Source organism: Brevibacillus panacihumi W25 (assembly GCF_000503775.1).
GTDB lineage: Bacteria > Bacillota > Bacilli > Brevibacillales > Brevibacillaceae > Brevibacillus > Brevibacillus panacihumi_A.
Genome location: NZ_KI629782.1, coordinates 763,507 through 777,386, shown reverse-complemented (window position 1 = coordinate 777,386; position 13,880 = coordinate 763,507). Strand labels below are relative to the sequence as shown.

The window sequence follows — 13,880 nt, the reverse complement described above, 5'->3', positions numbered from 1 at the left end:
TAGGTGCCGAAATCACGGTTATAAGGCTTGTTGCCATTTGGAGGTGCTCCGTGTTTTTACAAAAGCTGATGCCAAACCAGTACGTGGATTCGATCCACCACATTGATATAGAAGAATTGAAGCAACGAAAGATTCGCGCGGTCATTACCGACCTCGACAATACGTTGGTGGAATGGGACAGGCCGCAGGCGACTCCGGAGGTGGTGGAGTGGCTCAAGCGCCTGCAGGAGGCCGACCTACAGGTCACAGTTGTCTCCAACAACAACGAGGAGCGAGTGGGAAGCTTTTGTTCGCCTTTGCAAATCGCCTTTATCAGTGCGGCCCGAAAGCCGACCAACAAAGCTTTTTTACAGGCGGTCCGGCATATGAATGTAAAGATTGAGGAAACCGTCGTGATCGGCGACCAATTGTTTACGGATGTGCTGGGGGGCAATCGTCTTGGATTTCATACGATTTTAGTTGTTCCCGTCGCGCAGACAGACGGATTTTGGACGCGCTTCAACCGTCAGATGGAGCGTGTCGCCCTATATTGGATGGAGCGGAAAGGATTGGTTTCGTGGAAGAGCAAAGCATGATGGATCAAAATCTGGGCGCCTGTGCCGGATGCGGAGTTGCGATCCAGACAGAGGATAAAAAGAAGCCTGGATATGCGCCGGCCTCTGCGCTTGAGCGAAAAGTGGTGATTTGCCAGCGCTGTTTTCGGATCAAACATTACAACGAAGTAGCTCCGGTCAGCATGGGAGATGACGATTTTCTCCGCATTCTGGACGGAATCGGTTCGACTCAGGCTCTAGTCGTTATGGTCGTGGATATTTTTGATTTCCAGGGCTCCTGGCTCAAAGGCTTGCCGCGCTTCGTCGGAAACAACCCGATCCTGCTCGTGGGCAACAAGGTAGATCTTCTGCCGCGCAATATCAACCTCAACCGCGTCCGCAACTGGATGCAGCATGAAGCCAAAGAACGGGGCTTGCGTCCGCAGGATGTGGTGCTGATCAGCGCCCAAAAAGGATTACATATCGACGAGCTGCTGGCTCGCATCGGAGAGCTGCGCAAAGGACGCGACGTATACATTGTCGGCGTCACGAATGTAGGAAAATCTACCATGATCAACCGGATTTTGCACGATTTCGGCTCCACAGAGCTGGAGATCACGACTTCTCCGTTCCCAGGAACGACTTTGGACAAGATCGAGATTCCGCTTGAGGACGGTCGTTCCATCTTCGACACTCCCGGCATTATCAATCGCGAGCAGATCGGGCACATGATCACGCCAACGGATTTGCGCAAGATCACACCGACGAGCCGAATCAACGCCAAGGTGTACCAGCTCGATCCGGAACAGACGCTGTTCCTCGGGGGGCTGGCACGCGTCGATTTCGTGCGTGGCCCAAAACAGCCGCTGGTCGTATATGTGGACAATGATTTGTACATCCATCGGACGAAGCTGGAAAAAGCGGATGAGGTCTTGGAAAAGCATCACGGAACCATGCTCGTTCCGCCTACGGGGGAAGAAGCTGTACAGGCTTTGCCCCAGTTTGTGAAGCATTCATTCAAGATCAAAGCCACTGGGATGTCTACGGACATCGTCATTTCTGGATTGGGCTGGGTCACGTTGCAGGGCAAGCATGAAGCGAACGTCGTCGTCCATGCACCCAAAGGGGTCAGTGTAGGGATACGAAAAGGCTTGATCTAAGCGTGAAAGATTGCTTCGCCCGCAATCCTGCCATATGCTAGAGAGAAGAGTTAGGGGGTTGGAGAGCGTCATGATGACAAGCAAGACAATATTGGTGGGGCTATTCGGTCATCCCGTTTCCCATTCTCAATCGCCGCTGATGCATAATGCGGCGTTCGCGGAAGCGGGCTTGTCCTTTGCATACGCTGCTTTTGACGTACATCCGGAGGATCTCGAAGAAGCTGTCGAAGGAATTCGAGCACTGGGGATCAAGGGGGTCAATGTGACGATCCCGCACAAGGTGGCCGTGATGCCCATGCTGGACGAGGTAGATCCCTTGGCGAAAAAAATCGGCGCGGTCAACACGATCGTCAATGTTGACGGTCGGTTGATCGGCTATAATACGGATGGCTTAGGCTATGTCCGATCGCTGGTAGAGGATACAAAAATCGAATTGGAAAAGCAAGTAGTCACGATCCTCGGTGCAGGCGGCGCTGCCAGAGCGGTTGCCTTTACCTTGGCAGAACATGGGGTAAAAGAAATTCGGATCATCAACCGTTCGCGGGAAAAAGCCCTGTTTTTGGCGGAGCATGTCGGGACCATCGTTCCGACCAAGGTCGTCGAACAGGATGCCGGGCAAGAGGCAATCGCAGATTCGACGCTCTTGATCAATACGACTTCCATCGGCATGTTCCCCAATGTCCAGGATATGCCGGTTCCGGCGGAATGGCTGCACGGGGAGCTGGTCGTCAGCGACTTGATCTACAACCCCTTGGAAACCCGTTTGTTGCGGGAGGCACGCAGTATTGGCGCTACTGTCCATTCGGGAGTAGGCATGTTCGTCAATCAGGGCGCGCTGGCCTTCGAGCTTTGGACGGGGCAAGCTGCACCCAGCGACAAGATGCGAGCCGTCGTGCTCGAACAACTGAAAAAATAAGAGGAGGCATGCCGATGTTAACCGGCAAGCAAAAGCGCTTTCTGCGCGCAGAAGCCCATCATCTCAGCCCTATTTTCCAAGTGGGAAAAGGCGGAGTGAATGAAAATATGATTACCCAAATCAAAGAGGCATTGGAAGTGCGTGAGCTGATCAAGGTCTCGATCCTGCAAAACAACCTGGACGACAAGCACCAAGTAGCGGAAGATTTGGCTGCGGGGGCTGGCGCTGAGCTGGTTCAACTGATCGGTCATACCGTCGTTTTGTACAAGGAATCTCGCGAACACAAGACGATCAAGCTGCCTTAGGAATAAAGGAGAGCCGTGTATGATGGAGCCACTGGATCGGGAAGCATTGCTCGCCCGCGTGCGGGCGCAGATGCATGACAAAAGGTATCAGCACACATTGGGTGTGGCAGAATCGGCACGTCAGCTGGCTCTGCTGTACGGTGCCGACCCGGACAAAGCGGAGCTGGCAGGATTTTTGCATGATTACTGCAAATGCTGGCCGGTAGACAAGATGTTTGAGATCCTGGTTCGCCATGATATGCCGACCGAATTGCTGCAGGGCGATAAGGAGCTCTGGCATTCATTTGCCGGGGCGATCGTCATTCAAAGCGAGCTGGGCGTGACGGATCCAGAGATCATTCAGGCTGTGCGCTATCATACGACCGGTAGAGTGGGCATGACCCTGTTAGAAAAAGTCGTATGTGTGGCAGACTATATAGAACCGAACAGAGATTTTCCAGGCGTGGGTATGATTCGCGCTCTGGCTGAAAAGGATCTGGATGCCGCCCTGGCTACTGCTTTAGGTGGTACCATCCAGTTCTTGATAGAAAAGCACAAGACGGTCTATCCGTTGACGCTTTTAGCTTATAACGACTTGGTTTCCCGCAAAGGGAGAGAAGGAGGGTTTAATGGTTAGGACGGTTGAAGATTTAGCTCGTTTGGTAATCAAGGCAGCAGAGGACAAAAAGGCCGAGAAGCTGACGGTGCTCGATATTAAAAATCTGTCTGTCATCGCAGACTACTTCATGATTTGCCACGGAAACAATGAGCGCCAGGTGCAGGCCATCGTCCGGGAAATCCGGGATCAGGCTCATAAGCATGGCTATCCGGTCCGTGGAATCGAAGGAGAAGAAGAGGGGCGCTGGGTGCTGGTAGACCTTGAAGATGTCGTCATCCACGTATTCCATCGGGAAGATCGCGAATTTTATAATCTGGAACGTCTTTGGAAGGACGCCGAGGTCGTTACGTTCTCAGAAGAAGGGTAACGAAGATGGCATATACGCATATGGCTGCCGTCTATGACCAATTGATGGCAGAGACACCGTATGGAAAATGGCTGGATTGGGTAGAGCAGGCTTGGGGAGAGCAAAACAGGCCAAGTCATGTGATTGATCTGGGCTGTGGTACAGGTACGGTAGCGATCTCGCTTGCCAAGCGCGGATACCGTGTGACCGGAGTCGATCTGTCTGCGGAAATGCTCGCCATCGCCTACGACAAGATGCGGCGTGAACAGGTGGATGTCTCCTGGGTGGAGCAGGATATGCGCGAGCTTTCCCTGACGCCTGCGGATGCGGTCATCTCCCTTTGCGACTCTCTCAGCTATCTGACGGAAGAGGAGGACGTTCAGGAGACCTTTCGCCGTGTTTTTTCACAATTGACCCCAGGTGGTCTCTTCCTGTTCGACGTCCACAGTCCGTACAAGATCCTGCATGGCTTTGGCGACGCCACCTTTACTTATGTGGAGGATGAGGTATCGTACATTTGGCAATGTTTCTGCGATCCATTGCGCACAGAGGTTGAGCATCAGCTTACCTTTTTCATTCGCCAGCCCTCCGGTTTGTACGAGCGGGTAGAGGAGGAGCATTGGCAACGCGCCTATCAGCCTATCCAGTTGATGCGCTGGCTTACGGATGCAGGCTTTAGCGACATCAAGCTGACAGCAGACTTTCTGGATTTGCCGCCGCATGCGGAAAGTGAACGTCTATTTTTTGCAGCCCGCAGGCCGAAAGATTGACACGGCTGGTTTGGATTGACTATAATCTGGTTATAACTACAAAAATCGACGCGTTAAAGAGGAATAGTAGGATCCTGTCTGCGACAACCAGAGAGTTGACGGCAGGTGCAAGTCAACCCAGGCCGATCTGAACTCACCTCCCAGCACTCTCCCTGAAGGCGCATGCCGTGCTGTGTAAGGGCGGGCGACTTGTCCACGATACGGATCCAACAAGCGGGTGAGCAGTTTTTCACCAAACTGGGTGGTACCGCGGGAGTATGCACAACCTCTCGTCCCTTTTCGTAAGCGATAGGGGCGCGAGGTTTTTTTATACTTTCAAAAGATAATTTCGCTAACGCGATAAAGGGTGAAAGTATAAGAAAAACGAAAGCTTTCGCCATTGGATTTGGGCGATAAGCCTAGTTTTTCTAATTTTTCCGAGATGGGAGTGCTTTACCATGGTTTTTAGTCATCAAAATGTCGAGAAGAAATGGCAGCAATACTGGGAACAGAACAAAACCTTCAAGACCTCCGAAGACAAAAACAAGAAAAAGTTCTATGCCCTGGATATGTTTCCGTACCCGTCGGGAGCCGGACTTCACGTCGGTCACCCGGAAGGATATACGGCTACCGATATTTTGTCTCGTATGAAGCGGATGCAAGGCTACAATGTCCTGCACCCGATGGGCTGGGATGCCTTCGGACTGCCTGCGGAGCAATATGCGCTAGATACAGGGAATGACCCTGCGGAATTCACCGAGCACAACATCAACAATTTCCGTCGCCAGATCAAGGCATTGGGCTTCTCCTACGATTGGGACAGAGAGATCAACACGACAGACCCGCACTACTACAAATGGACACAGTGGATCTTCACCAAGCTGTACGAGCATGGACTCGCCTACATCGACGAAGTAGCGGTAAACTGGTGCCCGGCTTTGGGAACCGTCCTGGCCAACGAAGAAGTCATTGACGGCAAAAGCGAGCGCGGCGGCCACCCTGTAGAGCGTCGTCCGATGAAGCAATGGGTGTTGAAAATTACCGCTTACGCAGAACGCCTCTTGGCCGACCTGGAAGAGCTGGACTGGCCGGAGAGCATCAAAGAGATGCAGCGCAACTGGATCGGCCGTTCTGAGGGGGCAGAGGTGACATTTGGCATCGAAGGCCATGACGAATCCTTCACTGTGTTTACCACGCGTCCTGACACTCTCTATGGAGCGACCTACGCGGTCCTGGCGCCTGAGCATAAGCTGGTTGAAAAAATTACGACCAGTGAACAAAAAGCAGCTGTCGAAGCGTATCTGGAACAAGCGAAGCACAAGAGCGATCTGGAGCGTACCGATCTGGCGAAAGAAAAAACGGGCGTCTTTACCGGAGCCTATGCGATCAATCCGGTCAATGGCGAACGCCTGCCGATCTGGATTGCCGATTATGTGCTGATCAGCTACGGAACGGGTTCGATTATGGCGGTTCCGGCTCATGACGAGCGCGACTACGAATTTGCCAAAACCTTTGACTTGCCGATCAAACAGGTCATTGCCGGCGGCGACATCTCCAAGGAGGCGTACGCAGGCGATGGAGAACATATCAACTCCGGTTTCCTCGATGGTCTGAACAAGGAACAGGCGATCAACAAGATGATCGAGTGGCTGGAGGAAAACAAAAAAGGAAGCCGCAAAGTTACGTACCGCTTGCGCGACTGGCTGTTCAGCCGTCAACGCTACTGGGGAGAGCCGATTCCGATCATCCATCTGGAAGACGGCACGATGAAAGTCGTACCCGAAGAAGAGCTGCCGGTCGTCTTGCCGAAAACCAAGGAGATCAAGCCGTCCGGTACAGGCGAATCGCCGCTTGCGAACATCACCGACTGGATCAATATCATCGACAAGGAAACGGGACAAAAAGCTCGTCGCGAGACCAACACTATGCCGCAATGGGCGGGCAGCTGCTGGTACTTCCTGCGATTTATCGACCCGCACAACGACAAGGCAATGGCTGATCCAGACAAGCTGAAAGAATGGCTGCCGATCGACATTTACATCGGCGGTGCCGAACACGCTGTTCTGCACTTGCTCTATGCTCGCTTCTGGCATAAATTCCTTTACGACATCGGCGTCGTACCGACGAAGGAACCGTTCCAAAAGCTGTTCAACCAAGGAATGATCCTGGGTGAAAACAACGAAAAAATGAGCAAGTCCAAAGGAAATGTCGTCAATCCGGACGATATTGTCCAAAGCCATGGTGCAGATACGCTGCGCTTGTACGAAATGTTTATGGGACCTTTGGATGCCTCGATCGCCTGGTCCACCAAAGGCTTGGACGGTGCACGCCGCTTCCTGGATCGTGTCTATCGTCTGTACGTCAACGACAACGGGGAATTGAATCCGAAGATCGTAAATACCGACAAGCCGAATGCGATGGAACGCGTCTACCACCAAACCGTGAAAAAAGTAACGGAGGATTACGAAGGACTTCGCTTCAATACCGGCATCTCCCAACTGATGGTCTTTATCAATGAAGCCTACAAGGCGGATGTATTGCCGAAGAAATACATGGAAGACTTCGTTAAAATGCTCTCCCCCATCACTCCTCATCTGGGCGAAGAGCTGTGGGAGAAGTTGGGACATAAAGAGACGATTGCTTACGCAGCATGGCCGACCTACGACGAGTCGAAGCTGGTAGAAGACGAGGTTGAGATCGTCCTGCAGGTAAACGGCAAAAACAAAGAGAAGCTGCTGATTGCGTCCGACGCGACGAAGGAGCAGATGGAAGCACTGGCGATGGAGAATGAGACGATCAAGGAACTCCTCGCAGGCAAAACAATTGTCAAAGTGATTGCCGTTCCTGGAAAACTGGTTAACATCGTCGTTCGCTAAACGGAGAACCTAAAAGAATAGCATATGTAAAAGGAGTGGCGCCTATCGCAGGTGCCACTCCTTTTTTCATCAGGAGCCAAAAAGGGTCAATCCGGCACCTTGCTGCTCCACTGGCTCTGAACGTGTTCGAGGTCTTCAGCGAATTTGGCGTGTGTACGCCGAAAGACTTCTGCGAACACACCCGGGATGGCGCCCTGCAAGACAGACAGTCCTTCACCGGTGATGCCTCCCGGGACACAGACCCGCTGCTGGAGAGACGGTAAGGTGAACAACTCCTGCTGCAGCAGCTCGCCCATGCCTATCAACATTTGAGATACCAGATAGGTAGCGGCATCATGAGAAATTCCGGTTTCCTTTACGGCGTCTTCAATCATTTGCTGCAAGATATAACTGACGAATGCCGGCCCGCAGCTAGTCAGGTCAGAGCTGACACGCAAAAAGCCCTCGGTTACCTCGATGGGATGGCTGATTGCTGAGAACAGGGAAAAAATTCGCTCTCGATGCTCTTCGGTAATCCGTGAGCCAAATTCACATAGACTGACACCGCTTCTGGCAGCATTGGTGATGCTGGGAACTACCCTCGCGACAGGACAGGGGACTTGAGCCTCCAATTGCTCCAATCTGATGGGGCTGGTTATGGTAATCAGCAGGTGGTCTTCAGTCAGGGCAGATGAGAGCTGTTGCAGCATCAGGCTGTATTCCAACGGTTTGACGCAGAGCACCAGTATCGAAGCAGAACGTGCGATCTCAGCATTGTCTCGTGCGACGGCCAAGCCAGGGTATTTCTCTGCCAATTGCTCGGCTTTTGCAGGGGTGCGGTTGCTGATGATGAGCTGGCTGGGGGAGAGGGCGTTGGCTTTCAACCATGCTTCCAGCACGATGCTGCCCATACTGCCCGTTCCTACAACACCAATCCTGTTCAAATCCATACCTCCCTCCACAATTCATTTCATCATATGTCAGGAAAGGGAGGTTCATGCCGATTCGTTGGCATTCATTGCACGCGGATCCGGTCCTTAAGACGCTCGTACATTTTTTCGCCGATACCCGAGATGTTTTTGAGTTCCTCCGGAGTGCGGAAGGGGCGTTTCTCTGTCCGATAGGCAAGAATGGCTTGAGCTTTTGCCTGTCCGATCCCAGGCAGGGTCATTAGTTCTTCTGCTGTGGCGGTGTTGAGGTTTACGCGGCTGTCTGCCTGGGCAGAGGTACTGCCAGTGCCTGTGACTCCTGTCGCGTCCGCGGAGAGCTGCGGCAGCATGCCAGGAAGGGGACGAACTGCCGATAGTCCGTCTGATCGGGCGGACTTTTTTGGAATGACAACCGCGGCGCCATCCGTCAGAGGCTGTGCGAGATTAATCTGATCCAGGTCTGCATCAGGAAGAGAACCTCCTGCCAAAGAGATGGCATCCGCTACCCGCATACCTGCTTTCAACTCGTACAAGCCCGGCTGCTGCACCTGTCCCTTCACATCGACATAGATGGGGGACGGGGCGACCGATTTCTCGGCTGCAGGTGTGGATTCATCCTTTTTCTTCTCATTTTGCTTTTCCGAGGGATCTTCATCTTCCTGTAAGAGCGTCTGCGTTTGCACTTCTTTGCCATGCACGATCACGGGAGAAAGCGGCCAATCCTCGTTTGCCTCTTGGGTATCCCATGTATAGAGCCAGACGCTGCCCGCCAAAAAAAGCAATGATCCCGCAATCATCATCAGCCGTCGATAGCGCTGCCACCATTCCCACAACAATAAAACCCCCTCCTCCTTGACGTACATCTGCAGGGTATCTCTACCACAGATGCTACGAAAAGAAAGAGGGGGGCTGCAAATATGATCTGGGACAAACGGGGTTACCCAATGTGCTGCAAACTGTTTTTCTTGCGTCTCAAGTCAACATTGGGACTCACGTACGGGTCAAAGGTATAGCGCTGCTCGATAAATATCTGATGCCACAGCATGAAGACGAGAATCGTCCAGATTTTACGGCTGTAGTCCGCATTTCCTTCTCGGTGTTCGTCCAGCATGTACAGCACATATGCCTTGTTGATCAGGTTGTCTACCTTGGACTCGAAAATCAATTCCTTGGCCCATTGGTAGAATTCGCTTTTCAGCCAGGTGCGGGTAGGAACCGGGAAGCCCAGTTTCTTTTTAGATTTGATTTCCGCAGGCAAGAAGTCCTTCATGGCTTCGCGCAACACATGCTTGGTCGTGCCATTCGCGATCTTGTATTTCGTGGGAATCGTCGCCGCGAATTCAAACACCTTCGTATCGATGAACGGAACGCGCAGCTCCAGCGAGTTGGCCATCGTCATCTTGTCAGCCTTCATCAGGATGTTGCCGCGCAGCCAGGTATGAATATCCAGATACTGCATTTTGGTGACGTCATCATACTCGCTGGCCCGCTTGTAAATTTCCTTGGTGATCGAAAACGGCGAGATGTAGGAGCTGGAGTTGGCAATATCCTCCATGACCACGCGTCTTTTCATTTCTTCACTGAAAATCAGGGCGTTTCCGAAGAAGCGTTCTTCCACGGTTTTTGATCCGCGGATCAGGAAATTTTTTCCTTTTACCTGGTCCGGCAGATGTTCAGCCAAGGATCCGATGGAGTGGCGCATCCAACCGGGCATTCCGGAAAACATTTTCAGGGACTGGGGCTCGCGGTAGATATTGTAGCCGCCAAAAAATTCGTCGGCCCCTTCACCGGACAAGACTACAGTCACATGCTCACTTGCCAGCTTTGCCACAAAGTAGAGTAGAATCGCAGATGGGTCTGCGACGGGTTCGTCCTGATGCCAGATAAGTCTGGGCAGTTCATCCATGTACTGCTGGGCATTAACGACCAGCTCGTGATGTTCCGTGCCGAGAAAAGAAGCGGTCCGTTTGGCGAAGTCCAGCTCGCTGTATCCAGGAATATCCGAGCCGACGGAGAAGGTTTTGACAGGTTCAAACGTGCGCAGCATGGCTACGATGCTGCTTGAATCTACGCCGCTGGAAAGAAAGGCTCCCCGGGGCACTTCACTGATTCGATGCTTGTCGATGGATTCCAGCATGATGTTGCGTGTGCCCTCGACAAAATAGGAAAAGGATTTGCCCTCATCAGGCTGAAAGTGAACGTCCCAGTAGCGTTCCAGGGTGATTTGATCCTGCTCCACAATAAACGAATGGGCTGGGGGAATGCGATAGATCCCCTTGTACATCGTTTCGGGATCAGGGACGTATTGAAAGGTAAGATAGTGGTAAAAAGCTGTAGGATTGACTTCGCGCTTCAACCCTGGCAGCTCCAGAAGGCTTTTGATCTCGCTTGCGATCCCGATGGAATCAGCGGTTTCAACATAGTAAAGAGGCTTGATCCCGAAGTGGTCGCGCGCGCCGAACAGCCGTTTTTTGCGTCCGTCCCAGATGGTAAAACCGAACATGCCGCGCAGATGCTTCGGCGCATCTGTCCCTACTTCTTCGTAGAGATGCAGGATCGTTTCAATATCAGAATCGGTTTGGAAGATGTGTCCGGAATCCTTCAACCATTGCTGCAGTTCTTTGTAGTTATATATTTCTCCATTGCCGATAATCCACATATCACGCGTCTCGTTGAACAGGGGTTGATGCCCGCCTTCCACGTCGATGATGCTTAAACGACGAAAGCCCAGGGCGATGTTTTCTTCGAGATGAAAACCATCGTCGTCTGGACCACGGTGCAGGATGACACCTGTCATCGCGCTGATTGTTTCTTGTTGAACAGGCGCTTGCCGCTTGTTATAGAGCGATACGATTCCACACATATGAAATGACTCTTCCTCTCACTGATTGCTCTTGCTAACTCTATCATAAGATCGAGTGCCAGCGCAATCTCTCCAAATGACCTGAAAATGTCGGAAAATCGATGGGTAAAAGGGCTTTCTACTTCCTATTTTTGTCCCGGGATAACGAGCTAAACTTCGATTTGAAAAGAAGTTTTCGACAAGGGACGGGGGGAGCAGATTGACGATACTAGGTGCGGGTATTTCACTCGTTGCAGGCTATTTGCTAGCAGCGTATCTACATTCGGCATGGATGCTTGCTGCGGCAGGCATCTGGCTGTCTGTATGCCGATTGCTTCCCCAGCCCAAGCGTCGCTGGCTGACCCTCTATCTTCTGATCACTATTCTAGCAGGTCTCTATTTTACCGGGTACGAATTTTTCCACCGATCTTCATTGCAGCCACTGGCAGCTGACGAGAAGGTTGTTTGGGCGAAAGGCGAGCTGCAAGCACCCGTCCAGCGCGACGGCGACGTGGCCAGGATGTTTGTCTTCCTGTCGGCGTGGAAAGAAAAAAACGGAAGCTGGATCGATATTCCCGGCAAAGAAAGAGTCGCTCTGCGCGTCAAGCTGGATACAGAAACCGAGGCCAAGCAAGTGGAAACATGGAGACACGGCGGCACCTTCGTCGCCCCGGTCCAACTTGCGCTGCCCGCGACTGCCCGCAACCCGCACGCATTTGATTACAAGCAATACCTCTACTACCAGCGCGTACATGTAACGGCAGAAGCAAATTATGCGGACATAAAGTGGACCTCGACAGGCTCCGGAATCTGGAGCTTTTTTCAGTCTTGGCAGGCAAAAGCAGCGAACCGGGTCGATGAATTGTTCGGGGACCCAAAAACGGCTGGTTATATGAAATCTCTCCTTCTTGGGGTCAGAGAGGATGTCGCTGTAGAGTGGGGAGAAATGTACTCTGAGCTGGGATTAAGCCATATTTTGGCGATCTCAGGCTTGCATGTGACGCTGGTTAGCAGCATGTTCATGTGGCTGCTTGAGCGCATCGGGATCAATCGCAAGCACGCATTGGTGACGACCGTTCTCTTCATTATCGGCTATGTGATGCTGGTAGGGGCGAGCGCTTCGGCTGTGCGCTCCGGGTTAATGGGAGGGGTCGCCCTTGCCTGTCAGGTGTGGAACAAGCGGCTGGACGGCCGGGAGGTATGGGCAGGCGCTTTGATTGTCATGCTCCTCTACGATCCCTATCAGCTTTGGAATGTAGGGTTTCAGTTGTCCTTCGCCGTTACGCTCGGCTTGATCCGATATGTCCCGTATTGCTTGTATGCAGGCGGGCAGACGCCTGTTTGGCTGCGTACCCTGCTTGCAGTCACCATGACGGCGCAGATGGTCTCTTTTCCTTTTGTGGTCTATCATTTTCATCAATTTTCTCCGTGGTCCTGGCTCGTCAATCTCCTGGCGACGCCTCTTCTTTCGTCCCTAGTATTGCCGCTGGGGTATATCGCGCTTCTTTTCGGCACCCTGCATCCGGCGTTGGCGACTGTGCCTGTCTGGTTATCCACGCAGCTGTTGGAATGGGTGCATGCCCCCTTGTTCGCTTTGGAAAATATGCGGCTTCCTTACACGCATTGGCCGCACCCGGATTGGTGGTGGCTGATCGGGTATGGTATCTTTTTACTTTTGCTGCCCAAATTATGGGATCTCGGGTATCATCGCAGACGGGACATGATCCTCTATCTGATCGTCTTGGCCGGCTTGATCATCGTAGCGAGGCAACCGTTTTCCGGGCATAATGAAGTCCGAATTACGTACCTGGATGTAGGGCAAGGGGATTCTATCATTGTCGAAGTTGGTCAAAAGAAGGTATACTTAATGGATGCGGGTGGAAAAACCGCGTGGGAAATCCGGGAGCCGTGGCGCGAAAAACGGGATCCTTACGAGGTAGGCAAGGATGTCGTACTCCCCTTTTTGCGTTCGAGGGGAATCACGCATGTGGACAGAGTCGTTCTGACTCACGGCGACATGGATCACATTGGAGGAATGGACGCACTCCTGGGGAGAATTACGTTTGGAGCTGTGTTGACGAACGGGACGACCTCAAAAGCGAAGGAACTGGAGCTGCTAGCCCGGTTTCAGGCGCAGAGTGTGCCGATTTGGTCCGGGGAGCCAGGCATGAGTTGGACAGACATGCCTGGAGTAGAGTGGAAGTGGCTTCATCCGGGACGAAGCGCCGGTTACTCCGGCAACAACGCTTCTGTCGTACTGCAGCTTACGGCGTACGGCAATACAGTCTTGTTTACAGGGGATATCGAAGCGGACGGGGAGAATATGCTGCTTGAGAATGGCATTCCAGTGATTGATGTATTGAAAGTCGCACATCACGGGAGCAAGACTTCCAGCACAGAAGCCTTTCTGACAGCGACAGCACCTCGCTATGCGATTGTTTCCGCCGGTCAACGCAACAGGTATGGACATCCTTCACCGGAAGTACTGGAGCGTTTTGCAAAGCACGGAACGAATCTCTTCCGTACGGATCGACACGGAGCAGTTACCCTTACGATTTCATCTAAAGGAATATCATGGAAGACCCAATTAGCCGATACATAAATATGGTTGCAACCTTTTTTAGCAGCGACCCGTCTGTAGGGGGGA

12 protein-coding genes and 1 other annotated feature are annotated in these 13,880 nt (G+C 52.4%); of the genes, 9 read left to right on the top strand and 3 right to left on the bottom strand.

Features of this window, described 5'->3' with window-relative positions:
• Positions 1 to 50: 50 nt before the first annotated feature.
• From T458_RS33270 to leuS, 8 genes are all read left to right on the top strand, one after another.
• On the top strand, positions 51 to 575 hold the full coding sequence (locus T458_RS33270; protein ID WP_023554830.1) for a YqeG family HAD IIIA-type phosphatase: 525 nt from the start codon (positions 51 to 53) through the stop codon (positions 573 to 575).
• The gene (yqeH, locus tag T458_RS33265; protein WP_023554829.1) at positions 572 to 1,693 is read left to right on the top strand and encodes a ribosome biogenesis GTPase YqeH; all 1,122 of its coding nucleotides are present in this window, start codon (positions 572 to 574) and stop codon (positions 1,691 to 1,693) included. The genes T458_RS33270 and yqeH overlap by 4 nt, the downstream gene beginning before the upstream one ends.
• A 70-nt stretch (positions 1,694 to 1,763) precedes the next feature.
• Positions 1,764 to 2,609 (top strand): shikimate dehydrogenase, encoded by an 846-nt coding sequence (locus T458_RS33260; protein WP_023554828.1) that lies wholly within the window; start codon positions 1,764 to 1,766, stop codon positions 2,607 to 2,609.
• 14 nt (positions 2,610 to 2,623) lie between these two features.
• Positions 2,624 to 2,914, top strand: a complete 291-nt coding sequence (yhbY, locus tag T458_RS33255; RefSeq protein ID WP_023554827.1) for a ribosome assembly RNA-binding protein YhbY — start codon at positions 2,624 to 2,626, stop codon at positions 2,912 to 2,914.
• Between the two features lie 19 nt (positions 2,915 to 2,933).
• Complete coding sequence (gene yqeK / locus T458_RS33250) at positions 2,934 to 3,530, top strand: bis(5'-nucleosyl)-tetraphosphatase (symmetrical) YqeK (protein WP_023554826.1); 597 nt, start codon at positions 2,934 to 2,936, stop codon at positions 3,528 to 3,530.
• Complete coding sequence (rsfS, locus tag T458_RS33245; RefSeq protein WP_023554825.1) at positions 3,523 to 3,879, top strand: ribosome silencing factor; 357 nt, start codon at positions 3,523 to 3,525, stop codon at positions 3,877 to 3,879. Before yqeK ends, rsfS begins: the two co-directional genes overlap by 8 nt.
• Positions 3,880 to 3,884: 5 nt before the next feature.
• On the top strand, positions 3,885 to 4,628 hold the full coding sequence (locus tag T458_RS33240; protein WP_023554824.1) for a class I SAM-dependent DNA methyltransferase: 744 nt from the start codon (positions 3,885 to 3,887) through the stop codon (positions 4,626 to 4,628).
• Positions 4,629 to 4,672: 44 nt separating this feature from the next.
• Positions 4,673 to 4,908 (top strand) — a binding site (T-box leader).
• Between the two features lie 157 nt (positions 4,909 to 5,065).
• Complete coding sequence (gene leuS / locus T458_RS33235; protein WP_023554823.1) at positions 5,066 to 7,483, top strand: leucine--tRNA ligase; 2,418 nt, start codon at positions 5,066 to 5,068, stop codon at positions 7,481 to 7,483.
• An 86-nt stretch (positions 7,484 to 7,569) separates the two neighbouring features.
• Here the strand turns inward: leuS and comER are convergent, their stop codons facing one another.
• The 3 genes from comER to asnB all read right to left on the bottom strand — a co-directional run bounded on the left by comER (position 7,570) and on the right by asnB (position 11,254).
• Entirely contained in the window at positions 7,570 to 8,406 is an 837-nt protein-coding gene (comER, locus tag T458_RS33230; protein WP_035316129.1) for a late competence protein ComER, read from the bottom strand.
• Positions 8,407 to 8,477: 71 nt separating this feature from the next.
• Positions 8,478 to 9,227 carry a ComEA family DNA-binding protein gene (locus tag T458_RS33225; RefSeq protein WP_023554821.1) on the bottom strand — a complete coding sequence of 250 codons (750 nt, stop codon included), beginning with the start codon at positions 9,225 to 9,227 and terminating at the stop codon, positions 8,478 to 8,480.
• 101 nt (positions 9,228 to 9,328) lie between these two features.
• On the bottom strand, positions 9,329 to 11,254 hold the full coding sequence (gene asnB, locus T458_RS33220) for an asparagine synthase (glutamine-hydrolyzing) (protein WP_023554820.1): 1,926 nt from the start codon (positions 11,252 to 11,254) through the stop codon (positions 9,329 to 9,331).
• A gap of 199 nt (positions 11,255 to 11,453) precedes the next feature.
• On the opposite strand from asnB, the gene T458_RS33215 reads away from it, so the two are divergent.
• Entirely contained in the window at positions 11,454 to 13,835 is a 2,382-nt protein-coding gene (locus T458_RS33215; RefSeq protein ID WP_023554819.1) for a DNA internalization-related competence protein ComEC/Rec2, read from the top strand.
• Positions 13,836 to 13,880: the final 45 nt, after the last annotated feature.